Consider the following 20,245-nt stretch of genomic DNA (forward strand, 5'->3'; position numbering starts at 1 on the left):
GATCCGGCATGTTAATCTTTAGCCATGAATTTATTGTTATCCATCACTCGGCTCTTATTAGTCTTTAGCTTTGCCGCTTTCTTGGCAGCCTGTTCTTCCGGCTCGCGCCAAGCGCTTAGCGAGCGTCAGTATAACCCAGAAAAAGCGCAGAAGATTGTTAGCCTCGCCAAGCGAATGATTGGTATGCCGTATCGCTACGGCGGCTCTAGTCCTTTGGAAGGCTTTGATTGCAGCGGGCTAGTGCAGTTTACGCACAGCCAAGTCTCAAACGGTATTCCTAGAGTTTCTAAACAGCAATACCAACAATCGGCTACTGTCAGTCTGACTGACCTAAAAGCAGGGGATTTGCTATTTTATCGAACAGGTTCGACGCCGACTCACGTCACTATTTATATTGGTAACCGACAGTTTATTCACGCCCCATCCAGTGGCAAAAAAGTTATGATCGCGAGCATGGATAATCCTTACTTTAAAAAACGTTTGGTCAAAGCGGGAAGGCTCTACTAATGGCCAAAAAGCCAATGCCAAAAGACTTACCGTCAAAAGAGCCAATGGACAAGGATGCTGCAAAAGAATGGCATCTGTATATTCTGCGTTGTCGTGAAGGCGAGCTGTACACTGGCATTACCTTAGATTTGCACCGTCGCTTTGAAGAGCATCAATCTAACGGCCCTAAATGTGCTAAATACCTTAGAGGAAAACAGCCTCTTACCATGATTTATCATCATGCATTTGACGATAAATCGAGCGCGTTGAAAGCAGAGATTAAAGTAAAAAAACTTACCGCTGAGCAGAAAAAGTTGCTAGCTTGTGGTCAATTGGTGATTAACGAAATTACCTCATGAATTTATCCGTTAAGGACCAAATCGATTTTACAATCAAGCGCTCCGGTCGTAAAAGTGTGGCTATCCATGTGAGTCACAACTTGGTAGAGGTGCGCGCACCTTATACTACTTCCAAAGCTTTTATTGATAAGTTCGTTGCTGAAAAACGTAGCTGGATAGTCAAGCAACTTATTGAACAAGAGCATAAACGTACGAAAATCTATGCAATAGAAGAGAGCGCTAAATTACCGTTTATGGGCTATGAAATTAGCCTTAGTATCGAGCAGGCTAAGCGTAACGGTGCTCGTTATGTGGATAATCATTTAACCTTAAAAGTTTCCAAGGACACACCAGCAAACAGGGTTAAGCAAATGGATCTTTGGTTGCTCAAACAAGCCAAGCAGCAACTGCCGGAGTTGGTTAGGTTATTTGCACAGGAAATGGGCTTAGAAGATCGTATTAAAACGTTAAAATTCCGCAAAACAAAAACCAAATGGGGGCACTGCACTCATGATGGAGTAGTGCAGTTTAATCCGCTTATCTTATTGGCCCCAGAGCGCGTCTTACATTACCTAATCGTGCATGAACTGTGCCATTTGATTCACCAAAACCATTCGAAAGACTATTGGCAACTGGTTGCAGATTATGAGCCCAACTATCGCGAGGCCGAAGACTGGCTAAAGCGCAACGGACATAAACTTTGGTATCAATAATGCTTATCTTGAGTGGAACTTGAATGCAGCTTGAATATAACTTGATACGGCAATTTCCTAAAACCGAACGCGTCACTGCAAGGAGCTGTTTAGCGAGCCCATCTGGTAAAACTTGACCATTCGCCCGCTAATGCCTAAAATCCGCTTGAATTTTAATCGAATAAGCACTGGTTTTACGTTCCAGTAGGCGAGGATATTAATGACTAAATCTGTTTTAGATACAGAAAATTCTGCTGTACTCAATAAAAATCACCAATCAAATCAACAAGTTGTCGTTTGCGCACTTTATAAATTTGTAAGTCTTGAAGACTATGAAGCCATTCGTCAGCCACTATTAGATACAATGTTAAAACATCAGGTCAAAGGGACTTTGCTATTGGCCAAAGAGGGTATTAATGGCACTGTGGCCGGCTCGCGCCAAGCTATTGATAGTCTTTTAGATTGGCTGAAACAAGACGAGCGTTTAGCCGATTTGGATCACAAAGAATCTTTTGATGAAAGCATGCCGTTTTACCGTACCAAGGTCAAACTTAAAAAAGAAATTGTGACTATGGGAGTTGAAGGTATCGATCCCAAAGAGGTGGTTGGAACCTATGTAAAACCCAGTCAATGGAATGAATTAATTTCTGATCCAGAAGTGGTGTTGGTGGATACTCGTAACGATTACGAAGTTGCGATTGGCACTTTTAAAAATGCCCTTGATCCGAAAACGGAAACCTTTAGAGAATTTCCTGAGTACGTTGAAAAAAATCTGGATAAGAACAAACACAAAAAAGTTGCCATGTTTTGTACGGGCGGTATTCGCTGCGAAAAATCTACCGCCTATCTAAAAGAGCAAGGTTTCGAAGAAGTTTATCATCTCGAAGGCGGGATCTTAAAATATTTAGAAGAAGTGCCAAAAGAAGAAAGTTTGTGGCAAGGCGAATGCTTTGTATTTGATAATCGGGTTGCAGTGGATCATGAGCTAAACAAAGGCCAATACGATCAATGCCACGCCTGTCGCATGCCAATTTTAGAAGCAGATAAAGACCATGCAAAATACGAAAAAGGTGTAAGCTGTCACCATTGTTACGACAAACAAACCCCAGAGCAACGCCAGCGCTATTCAGAACGCGAGCGCCAAATGCAACTGGCCAAGCAACGCGGCGAAAGCCATTTAGGTTCAGAAGTAAAAACCGCTATCGCTTACCGTAAGCAAAAAAAGAAATTGCTTAAAGAAGCGCAGAAAGTAAAATAATGGCCTCATAAGCATTAAGTTTAATGCAAATATGACTTATCCAAGTCATATTTGCATTGTATGCATTTCTAGTAAATTTTCCTAAGTCTTTGATTAAATACTTTTTTAATAAATAAAGAGTTAATTTGTTGACATTGCTTTACGCTTCTTATAATTTTTTGAAATTAATAACAACAGGGAATAATAAAAGCGATTAAAAAAATAAGCTTTTGGATATTACTCTGTGCACCGTATGAGGGATATATGAAAACAATAACACAAGGACTTCTTGTCTATTTATTAATGCCTTTTTTTGGATCAACTGTTATTGCATCAACACCAACTTGGCATAGCTCCAAAATTAAAAGGGTCTATCCACTTGCAAATGGCGATATAGTGATTACTTTCCAAGAACAAAGCTCTGCTTGTACAAATGGAAACTCACCAAAATACCACTATCTGGCAGTAGCTCAAAATGGCGTAACGGCTGAAGGCCTGAATAATATGTTAAGTGTCGTCTTGACAGCGGCAACTACTCAAAAAGCAGTTAACATTAACTTTGATGCTGATACATCGGCTTGTTATATAAATCGCCTTTACGTAAATTTTGAATAGAGTGCATATGTTAAACAAGTATATGGTAAGTTAAGAGGTCTCAGCGAAAATTTAAAATCGATACGAGACATTAGGATATTAAACTAAAAACAAAATTGGAACTTTCATGAAAAAAAATATATTTAACCATCACATTTGGTTTTTTGCTATTTCCCCAGGTTTTAATCGCTGAAGCGCCCACGTGCCACCAGCATAGTGGTGGCTCTTATTGCTCATATACCGGTTTGGTGGATAGGCTGTATATCAATAAATATAACCGAATTTTGCTATATTTTGATGCAAGCCTCGACTTAAATCAGCCTCAATCTGTCGGTATTAGCGGAGTTACGCAGAGGTCGGCTTTAGTTGTGTCGCTTGATGACAACCCTGAGTTTGCCAAACTGTTTTACTCCACTGCACTTTCTGCTAACGCGCAAAACAAAAAAGTTAGTATTCAAATGCGCGGTACTTATGATGGCTATTTAAAAGCTGATCGAATTTGGTTGTTAGGGGAGTGATATGAAAAAAATCTTTTCAGTAGCTATTTTATCCTTGTTCTCTTTACCGTCTTTCGCGGTATTTACTACCGCAAAAATAGACAGAATATTATTTTATGAACAATCAAATTTAATATATATCTTTCCAGAAGGAGGGGTACAGAATCCTCCAGCTTGTCACGGAAGCAATGGCGACTATTATTCTTATAAATTAAGTCGACCAATGGCTAAAGAGTATGTGAGTGCTTTAATGTCAGCTATGTATGCGAAAAAAACAGTAACTTTTCGTCACTATAACGACTGTATTGATCAAAGTGTTTCTGTGACATTAAGATATTTTATCATTAAAGCAGGTTGAGCAAGTTACTCAAGAGTAATAAATATAATTAAGGAAAACTGGAGAAAATAAAAATGAAAAAGCTAATGGCTTCATTGGTCATAATGTCGAGTCTATTTCTGTCTGCTATTGTGCATGCGGCAGTGCCGGGGCAAGTGCAGAACCTAGAGCTTGACACGGAATTTGAAAGTACTTTTGTGCTTATTCATACCGATGTTTCATTTTTAGTGCCCGTTAACGCTCGAGATGAAAATGGTAGCTTAACCGCGAGCTGGGACCCAATATCCGAAGCATCTGAATACCAATATCGGATTTGCCAAGGAGGTAGTTGCGGAGACTGGGTAGCGGTAAATTCAAACAGTGCGCAAATAGACTTTCCTTTAAGCGGAAACTATATTCTTGAAGTTAGAGCTTGTAACAACGATGGTTGCGGTGCAAGCACAACTTCAGAAGTGATAGAAATTACAGGCTGGCAATCGGCAAGTCTTCCAGAACCAGCACCCGTAGCGCATGTAGAGCCAATCCCTTCAGTAAATCTTACGGAGCTCATAAACTCGGATGCAGTTGGTGCAATTGCCGGCGAGTTTAGAGTTAATGAATCTGGTCAAGCGACTTATAATATTCCAATTTTTACGCCTACAGGACGGGCGGGCGTAGCCCCGCAAGTGGCGCTAAGTTATTCCTCGCAGGGTGGCAAGGGAATCTTAGGTTTAGGCTGGAACCTGTCTGCCGGTTCGGCCATAAGTCGCTGTCGACAAACTGCAGAACTCGATGGCCAGGATTTGCCGGTCTCACTAAGCTTGGATGATCGTTTTTGTTTAGATGGTCAAAGGTTGATTCTACAATCAGGTACTTACGGGGCTAATGGCTCAAAGTATCGAACAGAGCTTGCTTCGCAAACTAGGGTTACTGCATTAGGCTCTGCTGGTAATGGCCCCGAATATTTTAAGGTTGAGCGTAAAGATGGCTCGGTTAGCTATTATGGTAATTCTGAAAATTCAAGACTCTATGCAAATAGAGTAAATTCTATTTCGGGTAGCACCGTAAATACGAGTGTTTTACCAACAGTATTAACTTGGGCGCAACATGAATTTATTGATAATCCATACTTAGATCACCCTAATAAGATTACCTATCACTACCAAAAAAATGATAATTACGGTGAACAATACCTCGACTCGATTAGTTACGCGCCAAACAATAGCATTGAGTTTATCTACAGCAACCGCCCTTTTATCAATAGCGGTATGGGTGCAGGTGGTTATCACAAAATTGGTAAATTCCTTGAAGAAATTTTGGTTAAGGACTCGGGAAATGATGTTCGAAAATATGAACTAGCTTATAAGCAAAAAGAAGTAACTATTTATGATGAAATTGATGATGGCGTTTTTGGTAATCCTGTAGCAACTTATAATACTAACGATTACCCTTTGAGAATAGTGTCAATTACCGAGTCAGGTAAAAACAAGAATAATAACTGGGTCAGCAAAACGCCTAAAGTTTTTGATTGGCTGGATAGTATTTCAGGTTATGAAGAAGCAGATAACTACACCACTTTGAACAACAGTTATTGGGGCTATACATCAGGTGATAAGATTTACGATGGTAATTATCAAGTTGCTGATGTTAACGGCGATAATAAACAAGATATTGTATATGCCAGTAAATATGGCTCTAGAGGAGTCAAATTTAATATTGCTCTGTCAAAAGGTACTAACGCTGATGTAGCTGGTGGTAGCTTTCATTCTCAATCGTGTGTTGTCAATATTGGCGATCAGTATCCAAAGCGCAAAGACTTTACCTGGTCGATGATAGATTATAATGCTGATGGTAGAAGTGATTTATATACGACTGATTATGTAAGTAATGATAATTACGAAATCAAAGTTTTCTTGGGCCAAACCAATGGTTGTTTTTCAACCACCTCGGTTGTTAGCGGAATTTTTACCGATGACCATGAAACTGCAAAGCCCGTTGACTATACCGGTGACGGTCTTCCCGATCTAATAGCTGGAAATGATGTCTATATTATGGAAAGAGAAGGTAATAATGCTTCGTTACCTTACAGTTGGACTAACAAATATTCGCTTAGTTATATTAACTTCCCCAGTACACCAGGATTCGATGCTCAAGGTCACTGGTACAGCGTAGAATATGATTTAAACAAGCTAAATGTAGCTGATTTTGATGGCGATGGTAGGGCGGATATATTAGTCACTCGGATAGTAACCCAACATTGTGAAAGCGAAGCATTTCCATCCTGCACTATAACTGAACCAGTCAACAAGCAAGACTATATCGCCTTATCTAAAGGTAATGGGGAGTTTTCTAACTCCAACCGAGTCATCGCAACTTATAATGTTAAGTTGGATGATGATGACAACCCTATTCGCCAGTTTATGGATATTAATGGGGACGGGTTAGCTGACTATCTTTATAAAAATAAAAACGATAAATATTGGTACTACCTGTTAAATACTGGCCGAAACTTTACAGGAAGCCAGAAATTAGTAGCTTTAGGTACAGATGATGCGCCAAGCTTTACTGATTATAATCATGATGGACGAATAGATATCACTTTCTCCAGAAGCCGCGACTTACATGTAATTGCTGCACTTGAAACGGGCTTTTCCAGCTCCGCGACTAATACAGGTATCGACGCAGGTGGTAACCTCCATAGTTCCATTTTTGTCGACGTTAATGGAGATGGCATTCAAGAACATGTGCGAGTGGATATGGATGGCACTCATACTTTGAGAGTTGACAAACCTAAGCACGACAATAGTAAACATCGCTATGTTATCAGTGAAATAGATAATGGCATGGGTAATAAAACTAGCATTAGCTACCAACCGTTAACGACCGCAGGGCTTTATACTAAAAGTACGGGCTCTGCTATGTTGAATTGGGGGGCTGGTACTGGCTGTTCTGGTACGAGTAAGTCTAGTATGGCTAAATGCTCCCCAGTTTTTGATATGAACGGCCCCATGTATGTGGTATCACAAGTTAACAGTTCATCACCACATAAAGCCTCGCCCAGTAGCACAGTCGGAGTGTCCTATCGCTACGGCGAAGCTCGAATGCAAGCCAAAGGTCGCGGCTTCTTGGGCTTCGAGTGGTTAGAGACTAAAGATTTACAAACCAATATCATTACCAAGACGGAATACCGTCAAGACTATCCCTTTATTGGCAGCCCGAAAAAGACCACCACTACTTATAATGGGCAGCTATTAAGCGAAGCGGTAAATCAGTGGAGCTTTAAACTTATAGGCTCAGGGGCGAGCAAGATTCGCTTCCCTTACATCAGTGAAAGTTCAGAAGCTTCTTGGGATCTAAGAACCCTTGGTGGTACAAAATTCAACTCGCAGACTTTTACCAAAAATCAGTATGACGATTACGCTAATCTAACTGATATGACTGTGTTGACGAGGGGGAGCTATCAGTCACCAACCAGTGCTTTTCCGTATATTGACTCAATGACAGGGGTATCGAAAAAAGTAACTAGTAACAACTATCAAGACAATGTGTCTAGGTGGCATCTCGGGCGCTTAACCAGCTCGCAGGTTATTCATTCACGAGTCGGAAGCACTGTATCAATAACCCGTAACTCTACTTTTGAGTATGATCCTTATACAGGCATGCTAGTAAAGGAGATTATTGAGCCCAATGGCGATGACAAAGAATACTTAAAAACCATCCATAAATACGATGGCTATGGCAATAAAACCTTAAAACGTACCTGCTCTAAGTTAGTAGGCAATTGTGATAATTCCACTGAGGTTGTTGATGGTGATGCTTATCATATCAATCGCTGGTCACAAACGGTCTATGATGACCAAGGCCGCTATCCCATCAAAACCTTAAACGCTTTTGGTCAGGTCACTTCCGAAATTTTGGATCGTAATAACTTAGGACAGCCGACTAAAGTTGAATCTTTATCGGGCGAGGTGGTCGATACTGTCTATGGAGCTTTTGGTGCGAAATACTTTACTCGATCAAAATCAGGCGCTTGGAGTCGCACTACTAAAACCAAATGTGGTGGAGTCTATTCTTGCCCTTCGCCTGCGGTCTATTTTGTAAAATCGTGGGCGGCAGGCGGGAGCTTGAGTTACACCTACTTTGATGCGCTGGGGCGCGAGATACAAAAAGCGGGGCGCAGTTTTAATGGTGATTTCAGCGTTACCTCGACGGAATATAACCAGCGCGGCCTAGCCATTTCAGCGACAGAGCCAGTATTACAAGAGCATCCTTATTCGGTGCCCAATACAACTCATGTCACGAGCTCTGAGTACGATGTTTTAGGTCGCCCGTGGCGAGTTACTAACCCCGATGGTGGCGTGACTAGCATAACCTTTAATGGCCTAACCACAACCACCAACAATCCTTTAGGTCAGAATAAAACTGAGGTTAAAGACGCTTCCGGCAAAACCGTTTCCGTCACGGATAATTTAAACGGCGTATTAAGCTACGACTACGATGCTACCGGTAACTTGTTGGAATTAAAATTTAACGGGGTCAAGCAGTCAAGCATGACCTACGACACCTTGGGTCGCAAGAAAACCATGTGGGATGCCGATAAAGGCGGCGCTAATAATAAACTTTGGGTGTATGACTATAACGCTTTAGGTGAGTTAGTCGAGCAAACCGATGCTAAAGGCCAAAAAATTCAAACCTGGAGTGATCGTCTTGGTCGTCCTATAAAACGTTTAAGTCTAACCACGGGCGGCGCTACTGAATCCCATCAGGTTTGGGCCTACGACAACGGAGTAGGCTCTGGCTACTCCAAAGGCCAGTTGGTTCGTGAGCATGACTTGACCTCTGGCTATAAAGTAGAACCAAGTTATGATCACCTAGGGCGGCTTTCGCTGTCTGAAAGCTGGATTGACGGTCAATATTTCTTTGCGGAAACGGTCTATGACCAATATGGTCGCGTATTCCAATCCTTTGATGCCGCTGGTTCCGAGTTCAGCAATGCAGGGGTGCGTAACGTCTATAATCAATTTGGTTTCCTAGAAAAGGTCCGAGACGCACGTAATGGAGTGAACGGCAAAGTCTACAAAACCATTGTGGCGATGGACGCTCGCGGTAACGTTACCCATGAGCTTAGTGGTAATGGCGTCGAAACGATTCGCAGTTATTTCCCAAAAACAGGACGTTTAAGCGACATTGAAAGCTACAAGGGTGGAAATAAAGTTCAAGATCTAGAATACAAATGGGATCTGTTAGGCAATTTAGAATACCGTAAAGAGCTCGATCCCGTATCAAACCAACTGCTGCATGAAAGCTTCCAATACGACGGCCTAAATCGCTTATTAAACGCTAACCATCCCAATGAAACCATGGTCTTGACTTATGATGCTAATGGTAACATTAACTCCAAAACTGGCGTTGGTTCCTATAGTTATGGTGAAGCCCAGTGTGGCGTGAAAGCCGGTCCGCATGCCGTAACCAGCACCAGCGTGGGCAATAAATCTTACTGTTATGACTATAACGGTAATATGGTTAGCGACAGCTCTGGCTCGCAACAAACGCGCCAGATGCAATACAGCAGCTTCGATAAACTGACCCAAGTGACTAAAGACGGCCATACCACGCGCTTTAGCTACGCGCCTTCGCGTAGCCGCTATAAGCGAGTGGATATTAAAGGTTCGAAAACCACCACCAGTTATTATGTGGGTAATGTGGAGGTGATAAAAACGTCTAACGAAAGCTTTACGACCTATCGTCGAAACCTAGGTGGCCTAATCATTGACGAAAAAACCAATGGCGTAAAAACCACCAGCTATCTGCATACCGATCACTTAGGCTCAACTGACGTAATAACCGATAGCACTGGTAATATCGAACAAGAGTTTAGCTTTAACGCCTTTGGCGCGCGGCGTGATGCGCGCGATTGGCAAACTTATGCCCAAGATGAGTGGGCAATGGCGCTCAGCCCCGCGGACGATCAGGCTAAAACCAGCAAAGGTTTCACCGGCCATGAACAAATGGACGAAACAGGCCTAATTCATATGAATGGTCGGGTTTATGATCCGACACTGGGCAGGTTTATTCAGGCCGATCCGCATATTCAAGCGCCATCAGACTCTCAAAGTTTGAATCGCTATAGTTATGTAAAGAATAATCCGCTGAGTTATACCGATCCTACGGGGTATTTCTTTAAGAAGTTAATTAAAAAGATTAAGCAGTTTGCTACTGTTATTGTAGGTGCAATTTTAGCAGTTTATTGTCAAGTTTGTTTTGCATCATTCTGGGCATCAGTCGGTACTGGAGCTGCATTAGGTGGTTTTGGAGCCGCTGTGAATGGTGGTAACATACTGAAAGGAGCGCTTATGGGAGCCTTTAGTGCTGCCGCATTCTTTGGGGTCGGAGAGTTTTTTGGACATCAAACAGTTTCATTTGGGAGTGTTGTTTCTCACGGTGTTGTTGGAGGTGTCATGAATGTACTACAAGGTGGAAAGTTTGGTCACGGATTCTTATCGGCTGGTTTTACTAAGGGATTCTCAAAGCAAATAGGAACTATTAAAACAATAGGCGGACGTGCTATTGCGGCTGCTATAGTTGGCGGTACGGCTTCAAAGTTGGGCGGTGGAAAATTTGCTAATGGAGCTGTTGCAGGCGCATTTAGTAGACTTTTCAACGATGAATTCCAAAGAGAAAAAGTTAAAGAGGTTAAAACAGCGGCGCCTGGCGAGTCAGAAGAGATGTTTATAGATGCTCTTGGTGATGAGTTAGATAGATTAACTGAAGAAAACCAAGTTGAATACTGCGCTAATATTTGTAAAAGAGAAGGTAGTGATGGAAATGATTATTTTTCAGCAGAAATCATGACAGACAACGATCCTCTATCATGTGGAGTGGCTACAAATTCATGTGCTGATGGTTATTCACCAGCTAAAAAGGCAATTCATAGTCATCCAAAACGTTTTCGTATCACTAGAGAGCTAAGAAGAAAATACCCTGAACATGGGTGGTCTGCTAGAACTAGAACGGGCTCTGCTGATCACAATAGCTTTTCAACAACAGACCAAAGTTTTGTTGACCAAACGGGATATGATTTGTACTTAAGTGGGGGCTCTGATCAAGATAACTTGATACTTAGAGCTAACGGAAATTAAGAGAGTGTATATTATGCATTTAAAGAAAATATCGATAAACTTTTTGATGAGCTTAGTTGCCTTAACTAGTGTGATAGTGCCTACAGGGACTCCCGATACTTTTGTAGATGTAACAAGAGTAGTTTATGAAACTAGCAATTTTAAAGTAGGGATTCAGTATAATGTAAATTATGATAGATTAAACGCTATTAATATTTGCCTATCTAATAATAAAATTATTGATTTAGATGCCTCTTTATTAAAAGGAATCTTATCACCTAGTATTCAAGAAACTAAAATCCTTCGTTCTATGCAAGCTGATAAGTCTTATCTTACTTTAATAAAAGTTCCTTTTTCATACTATAGTCCTAATTATATTGATGGTGAAGATGACGATTTAGATAAGCCTAGGGATTATTCGCTTGAAGTTTATTTAGATGAGGACTCTGTTGTGAAAATTTTAGTTCGAGATAACAACAACTATTCAGTGATTAAAAAGATAAAATAGTCATTCAATCAATAGAGTTAAGTTCGATTGAAAAGTTTAAACAGTTAACCGAAAGGTTAGCTGTTTTTTTATGGGTTCGATTTATAGTTGGTTGGGTCAAAAGTTAAGCGGTTGGGTTAGGGCTAATCAGCCCACTGGGGCAGTTTCGATTGTTGGGCTGGTCAAATCGGATTGTTCCATACAAGTGTATAGGCTAATGGAAATGAACCGCATCAATTATTTTCTCTGACATGGCGCGCTAATTTGCTATATCCCTTTGACTTAACAATTGCACCCTAGAACTATTTGCTATGACCAGATCGATTGGTTCACAAACTGGGTCAAAAATTTTCATAAACATTTTTAAAACTGCTGCAAAAAAGCCTTAAAAATTTGCAATCAAAAATACAGAGTAACGTGTTTGAAAAGTTCGTAAAAAAAGAAAAGAGTTGAATAAATTGTTTACGGAAAAATTGGCGTCATCAAAAATAAATTCAGCAACATCAATTACTTAAAACAACGGCCTTCTTATATAGAAGTGGTTGCGATATAACTCATTGTTTTATATAGAGTAATATATTCTTTACCTTCGTAGAAAATTTTTTCTGTTAACTTGAAATGCTTGTCCACTATTTGGGAATTTTGAGCATTTTTGTGGACAAGTTTTGCGTCTTTACAGCCTCAATAAAAAAGAGTATTGATTAAGTATCCCTTTGTTTTAAGGAGCTTTTTCAATGCGGAATTTTTTACTCAGTTTCCTAAACGAAAAAACCTCACTGCGATAATGCTTAAGTGAGGTTCTTCAGATATCAATGGTTGGTCGCCTTGATGTCTTTAGCTTCCTCTTCTTTATCCAGTAAATCAACAATTACCCTTTAATTAAGTCGCAAAATGTGACTCAGGACACTTTTTGCCTAACGAAAATAGGAGGCTCTATGGCTCTTAATGCTGATCAAATTAGGAAGCTCTTGATCAAAACCCATAAAAGCGGTCTGTCGAAGCGACAAATTGCGCTATCCGAAGGATACTCTAAAAACACCGTCTTTAAATATTCACGAATAGCTAATCGCTCAGGACTGAGCTTAGCTGAATTATTAGAACTCGAAGACGATAGCTTGCTTGGTATTTTTCAACAATATCGAGGCACTACCCAAGGTAAACGCCAACCCGATTTAATTTATATCCATAAACAGATGGGCATTAAAGGCGTAACTCTTGCGCTTCTATATATGGAGTATGTGGAAATCGATCCAAAGACAGCTTATTCACAATCCCAGTTTAATAACCTTTATCGCAGTTATACTAAGGTGCTAAGTCCTACGATGCGATTGAGTCATCCACCTGGCGAATGCGTGTATGTGGATCATGCTGGACGTAAAGCTTATTACAAAGATGTCACTACGGGTAAGGATGTTGCCTGTGAAATCTTTGTAGCGGTTTTGGGCTGCTCTAAACTGATATTTGCGTATGCCGCTCATACGCAAAATATCCAAGATTGGGTGTTGGTGCATAAAGAACTCTACGATTATCTTGGGGGCGTGTTGGAAGTCGAAGTCACCGATAATCTTAAATCCTCGGTCAAAACACCAGGCAAAGAATGGGTACTCAACCCTGTCAATGCCGAGCTAGCGGCTCACTATGGTTATTGCGTTATTCCCGCTAGAGTTTATCGTCCCAAAGATAAAGCCATTGTCGAGCGAGCGGTACGCCAGATCTATAACTGGGTACTAGCTGCGCTTCGCCACCGTTACTTCTTTTCTTTGGATGAGCTTAATGCTGCGATCCGAGAGCGGATTGATTTTCTTAATCGCATGCCCTTTAAGGAACTGCCAGGTTGTCGCTTATCGGCCTTTGAAGAAAACGAGAAGCTATTGCTTAAGCCTTTGCCAAGAACATCCTTTGAACTGGGCTCGTTATTAGCGCCTCGTTTGGTGCCTAAAGATTATCACTTACCTGTTGAGCGTCATTACTACTCAGTACCTTGTGCCTATATTCAAGAAAAAGTGGTTACGAAAGTCTTTGAGCGGCGAGTAGAGTTCTACTTTAAGAACCGCCGTATTGCCAGCCACAAGCGTAGCTTTAAGAAAGGCTTGCATACAACGGATTTAAACCATATGCCACCGAATCACCGTCAGTATGCGCAGCAAACCAAAGATGATTATTTAGCATGGGCTGATGGTATCGGTCAGTATTGCGTCAAGCTGGTGGAATTGAAGTATGAAAACCTGCCTGAGTATTCTTATGTTGCCCGTGAATATTGCAATCGCCTCAAAGGCTTTTACAAGGACATGAAGCCGCAAAGTGAGTTTGAGTGGGCGTGCCAATACGCGGTACATGAAGGCATGACGGGGCTCGATAATCTGAAAAATATCATCCGTCATAAACGCTACCGCTTGCTGGATAAAATTCCTGAGCAACTGTGCATTCCTTTGCACGACAATACGCGCGATCCCGCTTACTACGCTAAAGGAGGTTTAGCATGAGTTTCCAACAAAATCACGATGATTTAATCCAACTGCGCTTGCCCGCTATGGCCGAGTATTACCAGTTAGATCAAGATAACCCCGATATTAGCCGATTAAGTTTTGATGAGCGCTTTGGGCTCTATTTGTCAGCACAAATCAGCTATCAGTATCAGAAGCGCTTTGAGCGTAACTTGCGAGTTTCTAAAATCAAAATGACCACGGCTTGTGTGGAAAATATTTTGTATAACACTGAGCGTAATTTACAGCGCTCGGTTATGCAGCCTTTGACTTTATGCGATTGGGTGAAGCGTAAGCAAAATATTGTTTTTATTGGTGCTACAGGACTTGGTAAAAGTTATCTAGCTTCGGCGCTTGGTATTGAAGCACTGCGTAAAGATTACCGCGTGTTTTATCAGCGATTGCCAAGGCTATTGGAAATGATGGAGTCCGCTCGATTAGAAGGCACCTTATCACGGCTGCGAACCCGAATCTCAAAGTTTCATGTGCTTATCTTAGACGATTGGGGTGTAGCCCCAATTGAGCCACAAGGGCGTCAAGATTTATTGGAAGTGGTGGAAGATAAAACTGGAGTGGGCTCGCTAATTATCACCAGTCAATTACCCATTGAAAAGTGGCATGAGTATTTGGGTGAACCAACCATTGCCGATGCGATTGTCGATCGAATTGTTCATCGCGCACACCGCATTACATTAGAGGGCGAATCTTTGCGTAAACTGCGTAAAGACGAGCCATTAGACGATTAAGGAGTATTATAATGAATTACCCAATACAACAGTTAGGTTGGAGCCAGGAGCAGGCTCAGCAGCTTGTTAAAACTTACAGTGCCGATATTCCTTCGAGTCATTATTACTTGGATGTTGATGATGAATATCTGGTGGAAGCGCTGCTCAATTATTTTCAGCTCACCCTGCAAACCAATCTCAAATTTCAAGATGCTTTGAGGCCATTAGGGATTAACTCCTTGGAGGCTATTAAGGCTTTTGAAATGGGATATGCCAATCGAAGCCTTAATCGTTTTATTCCTGATGATGATTTAGCCATTCGTGGCGTATTACAGCGTTGCGGTTGGTTAAAGGCGTCAGGGCATGAGCGGTTTCGTTATGCTTATATTTATCCGCTTTACGATATTGATGGCAACTTAGTGGGTGCTTGGGGCTATTGGTTAGGCTCAGGCTTGCTGGATAGCGAAGCGCAGCTTTTGCTATGGAATAGTGCCTCTTATGGTTTAAGTCATCCTGAGCCGCTTTGTCGGGCTAAAGAAGTCCTGATAAGGGCAACGCCATTGCAAGCCTGCCAGAGCTATGCCTTGGGTTATACAAACGCTTTAGCACTTGTTATGGAGTCACTGAGCCGTTCTCGTATTAACAGCTTATTTGCATCATTAGGCTTTGATAAGGTCTTTTTACATGGCGAAGATAGGTTGTCTCATCCTAGTTGGTTTGAGCTGTTGAGCGAGGCTTTGTTCGAGCTGGATATTCCGTTTGAGGTGCTGCCTGTTGCCAGGGCCTAATTCACTATTGGTTTTGGTCGAGGATTATTTGGCCGACTGCTTATCCCTTGGGCAAACCGAGCGGACGGTAGCGGCCAAAAGAACCAATTTGAAACTCTTCATGCAGTGGTCATTTTCTTGTGGAATTACTCAAATTGACCAGTTGACTTTAAAAGTGACCAAAGCCTATCGGTTATCGCTTAATGATTACCGTAAGAAAGGTACTGATTTACCGATTGATGTGAGCACCAAGCGGAACCGTATGACGGCTTTAAAAGTCTTCTTGGCGTACTTGTATCAAGAAGAGTTGATACAAGACGATATCGCCTCAGGGGTTCAACTGCCTAAAGTTCCTAGACGATTACCTAAAGGCTATTTATCAGTAACGGAAGTTACTGCCATCTTTAAGTTAACGGAATACCGTGGCAGTCGCGGATTGCGAGATAGAGCGATCTTTGAAACCTTTTACGCCACAGGCATACGGCGAATGGAATTGGCACGGTTGGAACTCAGCGACATTGACTTTGATAAGCGACTGCTGACGGTCAATAACGGCAAAGGCGGTAAAGATAGACGAGTCCCCATATCAAGGCGAGCTTGCGATATTATTGAGTTGTATATAGTGCAGTATCGCGCTCAGCACTGTCGCTTAGAATCTGGCAAAAGTTTGTTCTTAAATAATGCCCATAAGCCTTTCACTGAGCGACAGCTCAGTTCCTTAGTGTCTGAATACGCCAAGCGAGCGGGCATTACTAAACCTGGAGCTTGTAACTTGTTTCGCCACAGCGCCGCAACTACCATGCACGAAAATGGTGCTGATATTCGGCACATCCAAGAATTTCTAGGACATGCCGATATTTCGACCACTCAGATTTACACCAAAGTTGCACTCAATAAACTACGTGCCGTTTATGACGAAACGCATCCGTCAGCACTTTAAGAGTTGTTAAGCTTCTTGTTTTTCTAAGCCAAGCTTACCCACAAATAAGAAACTGCCTTTTATGCCAAAGAGGAAAGACAAAGCATCTTGTGGCGGACAAAGTTGCCAGATGGTTAAGCAAAACCATGCAAGTAACATGCTGCCAGTAGCAATTGCCCAACTCGTTTGAATTCTTAGATAGGCGCAAATGATTGAGCCAAAAAAGCCCCAAGCGATAGAGGCTAAAAATAATTCTGTAAATTGAAATATCATCATTGTGTAGATCCCTTTGTTTATTCTTAATTACTATATGGAAAAAATGAAAAAATCAGAACGGTGTAAATTAATTATTTTAAGTGAGCTTCAATACTCGGCAGAGTGATATACAACGTCATTGGATCTTTAGGATATTCCTGAAAGCCAAAATTTAGATAAAAGCGTTTTACATCCTCAGTCAATGCGTGAACGAAAACCGCACGAAAGCCGACATGCTTGGATGCGCGCAGTGTTCTAAGCAAAGCTTCTTTTAACAAGCCACGACCGATCCCAGAACCTTGAAACTCTTTATCAATGGCTAACTGTCCTAAAACCATAATCGGAATAGGATCGGGCATATTTCTAGATAATGAACTAGGAGCGCCAGTGCGCTCAATGGCTCCTGTGGCTAATGAAAAGTAACCAGCAATTTTCTGAGAATCTTTTTCACATACGACAAAGGTGCGACTAGCGCCACTTTTTTGATTTTTTAAACTTCGCTTATTGAGCCATTCATTTAATAATTCTTGGCCACAATCGAAATCAGCAACTTTATGAGCTTTTGTAAGTAGCTCGGGAGGATTTAAGCCTCCCAAGGCGATGGCTCACTCAGTAATTGCTTTAACTTTTTATTGTGTGGGATAGGGGCATCTAGGGCTTTTTCAAAAGCCGTAAATTCTTCCTCATCCAAGTGGAATAACCGTTGCTCAATTAAAACTTTTTCAGCCTCACGACAAGCCACATCCAAGATAAAAGAGGTTCTATCTTTATTCAGTATTTCTGCTGCTTTAGTCAGCAAGCTATGTTGTGTGGGCTCAACCCGCATATTGATAGGCGCTGTTTTAGCCATAATTAACACCTCAAATAATGTGTATCTATTTGATATACATTTTAGTGTATTTAATAGCTATACGCAAGGTTTGATCATAAAATCAACCAAAGAGTGCTTATCTGTATGTAAATCAATTGCTTAAAGGCATATTGTGGAGGATATTAAAAACTCCCGATTTAGAGTCGGGGGTTTTCAGACGCTGATTATAAGAAAACGGTAAGCTTCGAGAAATATCAATTATGGGTAGAAAAGTGGTGCAGTAAGTGGAGTTTGAGTTAAAAATAACAGTAAAAGGCAAGCTTAAAAAATTGCACAAAAAGTTAATAACTTTGTTCTTTTTTGGTTTTATAATAGCGCTACATGTAGCCGTATGGTTGCTAGTAAAAATAGCTCTTTAAAAATTATCATCTCCTAAGTTCAAATAGTTTAAAACTTTGCCCGCATGTTCATATGAATGGTCGGGTTTACGATCCAACGCTAGGTAGGTTTATCCAAGCTGACCCACACATTCAAGCACCGAGTGACTCGCAGAGTTTGAATCGATACAGTTATGTGAAGAATAATCCGTTGTCTTATACAGATCCGACAGGGTATTTCTTTAAGAAGTTGGCCAAAGGACTGAAGAAACTCTGGAATGAAGTTAGGCCTTTTGTGGGTATGATTGTCGGAACAATTCTGTCAATCTATTGTCCTCCTTGCACAGCTTCTGTTTGGGGCGCTATAGGAGCGGGGGCAGCTGCAGGAGCTGCTGGCGCAGCAGCCACAGGAGGGAATATACTTAAAGGGGCTGCTATAGGTGCTTTTTCAGGGGCGCTAACCTATAAGATAGGTGAATATGGCCGCTGGGCACAAGATAATGGGTATGGAGGATCTTGGAAAGTTGGTGTCGATGCCAGCGGAGCTGCGGTTAAGGTAAACGGAGGGATTTATGCCCAAATGACTTTGGCGCATGCTATGGTTGGCGGCGTACAGTCAGAATTGCAAGGTGGTAAGTTTGGTCATGGTTTTATGAGCGCAGGTTTAGGCAAGTCGGTTGCGCCTTTCACACCTGACGACCATATGGGAGCCTTTGCAGTGACTGCTATTGTCGGCGGGACTGGTTCTGTTATAAGTGGTGGCAAGTTTGCTAATGGTGCGAATAGCGCTGCTATGGGCTTCTTGTTTAATTATTTAGGAACTGAGTTTACTGAGGCAATGAAAAATTTCTGGAATGGTACTGAGAGTCGGGTTGCTGAGCGGGTAAATGCGGCAGCGCCAAGATTGAAAGAAGCTGCAAAAGATGGTGTAAAACAAATTGGGCGTGATGGTGCTATTATTGTTTCTGGAGCAGCGAATGGGGCGACTTTCGGAGGATTGGAAAAAGTTTTAAATGCCGCAGGATATGAATTTGATCTAAGAAGTTATGATGAACGGAAACTGTTTAATATATCTGAGGGGGTTTCTGGAATTCCCACTAGAGTAGGAGCAACTATCGCAGGGACAAAAACCATAGTTTATGGTGGTTATAAAATGATAACTAGTCGTAATGTTCAAAACTTAACTGTAGATGTCATAGGGGAGATTCATAGTTTGGATGGCGCATATAATGCTAATAAGGTAGGTGCTAATATATTAGAATCGGCGGCTCAATCAGGGTATGTTATAAAACAGCCAGTAGCCAACCCCCCATTGTTAATTCAAAATACTACTATTATCAAATAAGATATAAACTATGAGTAAATATAAAAGCTTCATTCTTACCCATTCAATTTATATTGTAGCGATAGTCGGTTTTGCTATTATCAATTTATTGGGTGAAGATCATTTGTGGAAAGCTATTATTGCTATTGGCATATACAATCTGATGCTTTCTATAGCTGTGTGTTTTTATACTAAAGATTTTCAGTTTTTTAGAGTAAACGTAGCTACCTTGCTTATCTTTTTATTATGGCTTTCTTTTTATTGGAGTCAAAATGATGGATTTAGTCGATTTGGCTTGGGCATTATGCTTTTAGCTATTAGTTTTTCTTTGCTGTATCTTGTGTGGGGGAAATTTGACTTGGATGTGCTTCTTGACAGATTTTCAATGTCAACTGGTTACGAGTTTATGCTTTCTATTATTTGTAGGCTTATACTTTTATTTGGCCTTTTTTTAACTGGCTATGAGTTAATAAGAATTGGAGTAACTGGTGAACTATCCCCAAAATGAAAATTGGCAAAAAGAAAATAAAGACACAAAAAAATTCTGGGACACTCACGAATTAGCTTCCAGCGTAGGCAATAAATCCTATTGCTACGACTACAACGGCAATATGGTGAGCGACAGCTCTGGCGCGCAACAGTCTCGGCAGATGCAATACAGCACCTTCGATAAGCTGACGCAGGTGACTAAAGGCGGCCATACCACTCGATTTAGCTATGCGCCGTCGAAAAAAATAAAAGGGGACAGATCTATTTTATGAATAAATAGAAAAGGGGACAGATCTATTTTTTAGGTTCAGTTATATCGGTAGTGAGTTC

Annotated in this window: 19 protein-coding genes and 1 pseudogene; 17 read left to right on the forward strand and 3 right to left on the reverse strand. The window is 41.3% G+C overall.

Translation table 11 applies throughout. The features are described from left to right. Window positions 1–24 precede the first annotated feature (24 nt). The 13 genes from NFS34_RS08980 to NFS34_RS09040 all read left to right on the forward strand — a co-directional run bounded on the left by NFS34_RS08980 (window position 25) and on the right by NFS34_RS09040 (window position 16,680). A complete protein-coding gene (locus tag NFS34_RS08980; RefSeq protein WP_251359704.1) occupies window positions 25–507 on the forward strand; it encodes a C40 family peptidase in 483 nt (160 codons plus the stop codon). Further along, window positions 507–845 (forward strand): GIY-YIG nuclease family protein, encoded by a 339-nt coding sequence (locus tag NFS34_RS08985; RefSeq protein ID WP_251359705.1) that lies wholly within the window; start codon window positions 507–509, stop codon window positions 843–845. Before NFS34_RS08980 ends, NFS34_RS08985 begins: the two co-directional genes overlap by 1 nt. Further along, the gene (locus NFS34_RS08990) at window positions 842–1,537 is read left to right on the forward strand and encodes a M48 family metallopeptidase (protein ID WP_251359706.1); all 696 of its coding nucleotides are present in this window, start codon (window positions 842–844) and stop codon (window positions 1,535–1,537) included. Before NFS34_RS08985 ends, NFS34_RS08990 begins: the two co-directional genes overlap by 4 nt. A gap of 199 nt (window positions 1,538–1,736) precedes the next feature. Further along, entirely contained in the window at window positions 1,737–2,774 is a 1,038-nt protein-coding gene (locus NFS34_RS08995) for a rhodanese-related sulfurtransferase (protein ID WP_251359707.1), read from the forward strand. A 243-nt stretch (window positions 2,775–3,017) separates the two neighbouring features. Next, window positions 3,018–3,368: a hypothetical protein gene (locus NFS34_RS09000; protein ID WP_251359708.1), complete on the forward strand. Its 351-nt coding sequence runs from the start codon at window positions 3,018–3,020 to the stop codon at window positions 3,366–3,368. A 347-nt stretch (window positions 3,369–3,715) separates the two neighbouring features. Next, window positions 3,716–3,865: a hypothetical protein gene (locus tag NFS34_RS09005; RefSeq protein WP_251359709.1), complete on the forward strand. Its 150-nt coding sequence runs from the start codon at window positions 3,716–3,718 to the stop codon at window positions 3,863–3,865. A gap of 1 nt (window position 3,866) precedes the next feature. Beyond that, complete coding sequence (locus tag NFS34_RS09010) at window positions 3,867–4,202, forward strand: hypothetical protein (protein ID WP_251359710.1); 336 nt, start codon at window positions 3,867–3,869, stop codon at window positions 4,200–4,202. A 53-nt stretch (window positions 4,203–4,255) separates the two neighbouring features. Continuing rightward, window positions 4,256–11,299, forward strand: a complete 7,044-nt coding sequence (locus tag NFS34_RS09015; protein WP_251359711.1) for an RHS repeat-associated core domain-containing protein — start codon at window positions 4,256–4,258, stop codon at window positions 11,297–11,299. Between the two features lie 13 nt (window positions 11,300–11,312). Then, window positions 11,313–11,786: a hypothetical protein gene (locus NFS34_RS09020; RefSeq protein ID WP_251359712.1), complete on the forward strand. Its 474-nt coding sequence runs from the start codon at window positions 11,313–11,315 to the stop codon at window positions 11,784–11,786. 914 nt (window positions 11,787–12,700) lie between these two features. Continuing rightward, entirely contained in the window at window positions 12,701–14,248 is a 1,548-nt protein-coding gene (gene istA / locus NFS34_RS09025) for an IS21 family transposase (protein WP_251359713.1), read from the forward strand. After that, window positions 14,245–14,994, forward strand: a complete 750-nt coding sequence (gene istB / locus NFS34_RS09030) for an IS21-like element helper ATPase IstB (protein WP_251359714.1) — start codon at window positions 14,245–14,247, stop codon at window positions 14,992–14,994. The genes istA and istB overlap by 4 nt, the downstream gene beginning before the upstream one ends. A gap of 11 nt (window positions 14,995–15,005) precedes the next feature. Beyond that, a complete protein-coding gene (locus NFS34_RS09035) occupies window positions 15,006–15,761 on the forward strand; it encodes a hypothetical protein (protein ID WP_251359715.1) in 756 nt (251 codons plus the stop codon). Then, the gene (locus NFS34_RS09040) at window positions 15,748–16,680 is read left to right on the forward strand and encodes a tyrosine-type recombinase/integrase (protein ID WP_251359716.1); all 933 of its coding nucleotides are present in this window, start codon (window positions 15,748–15,750) and stop codon (window positions 16,678–16,680) included. The genes NFS34_RS09035 and NFS34_RS09040 overlap by 14 nt, the downstream gene beginning before the upstream one ends. Window positions 16,681–16,686: 6 nt before the next feature. Here NFS34_RS09040 and NFS34_RS09045 read toward each other — a convergent pair whose 3' ends face one another. From NFS34_RS09045 to NFS34_RS09055, 3 genes are all read right to left on the reverse strand, one after another. After that, window positions 16,687–16,935: a hypothetical protein gene (locus tag NFS34_RS09045; protein WP_251359717.1), complete on the reverse strand. Its 249-nt coding sequence runs from the start codon at window positions 16,933–16,935 to the stop codon at window positions 16,687–16,689. Window positions 16,936–17,006: 71 nt separating this feature from the next. Continuing rightward, window positions 17,007–17,510: a GNAT family N-acetyltransferase gene (locus NFS34_RS09050; RefSeq protein ID WP_251359718.1), complete on the reverse strand. Its 504-nt coding sequence runs from the start codon at window positions 17,508–17,510 to the stop codon at window positions 17,007–17,009. After that, window positions 17,498–17,764, reverse strand: coding sequence for a DUF1778 domain-containing protein (locus NFS34_RS09055; RefSeq protein ID WP_251359719.1), 267 nt, complete (start codon window positions 17,762–17,764; stop codon window positions 17,498–17,500). Before NFS34_RS09055 ends, NFS34_RS09050 begins: the two co-directional genes overlap by 13 nt. 432 nt (window positions 17,765–18,196) lie before the next feature. On the opposite strand from NFS34_RS09055, the pseudogene NFS34_RS11665 reads away from it, so the two are divergent. The 4 genes and pseudogenes from NFS34_RS11665 to NFS34_RS09070 all read left to right on the forward strand — a co-directional run. Beyond that, window positions 18,197–18,277: pseudogene (locus NFS34_RS11665) on the forward strand (hypothetical protein); the annotation flags it as partial. 21 nt (window positions 18,278–18,298) lie between these two features. Continuing rightward, a complete protein-coding gene (locus NFS34_RS09060; RefSeq protein WP_251359720.1) occupies window positions 18,299–19,447 on the forward strand; it encodes a hypothetical protein in 1,149 nt (382 codons plus the stop codon). A 10-nt stretch (window positions 19,448–19,457) separates the two neighbouring features. Beyond that, window positions 19,458–19,934 (forward strand): hypothetical protein, encoded by a 477-nt coding sequence (locus tag NFS34_RS09065; protein WP_251359721.1) that lies wholly within the window; start codon window positions 19,458–19,460, stop codon window positions 19,932–19,934. Then, complete coding sequence (locus tag NFS34_RS09070) at window positions 19,915–20,187, forward strand: hypothetical protein (RefSeq protein WP_251359722.1); 273 nt, start codon at window positions 19,915–19,917, stop codon at window positions 20,185–20,187. Before NFS34_RS09065 ends, NFS34_RS09070 begins: the two co-directional genes overlap by 20 nt. The last annotated feature ends 58 nt before the right edge of the window (window positions 20,188–20,245 follow it).

The sequence above is a fragment of the Kangiella sp. TOML190 genome, from assembly GCF_023706045.1.
Classification (GTDB): domain Bacteria; phylum Pseudomonadota; class Gammaproteobacteria; order Enterobacterales; family Kangiellaceae; genus Kangiella.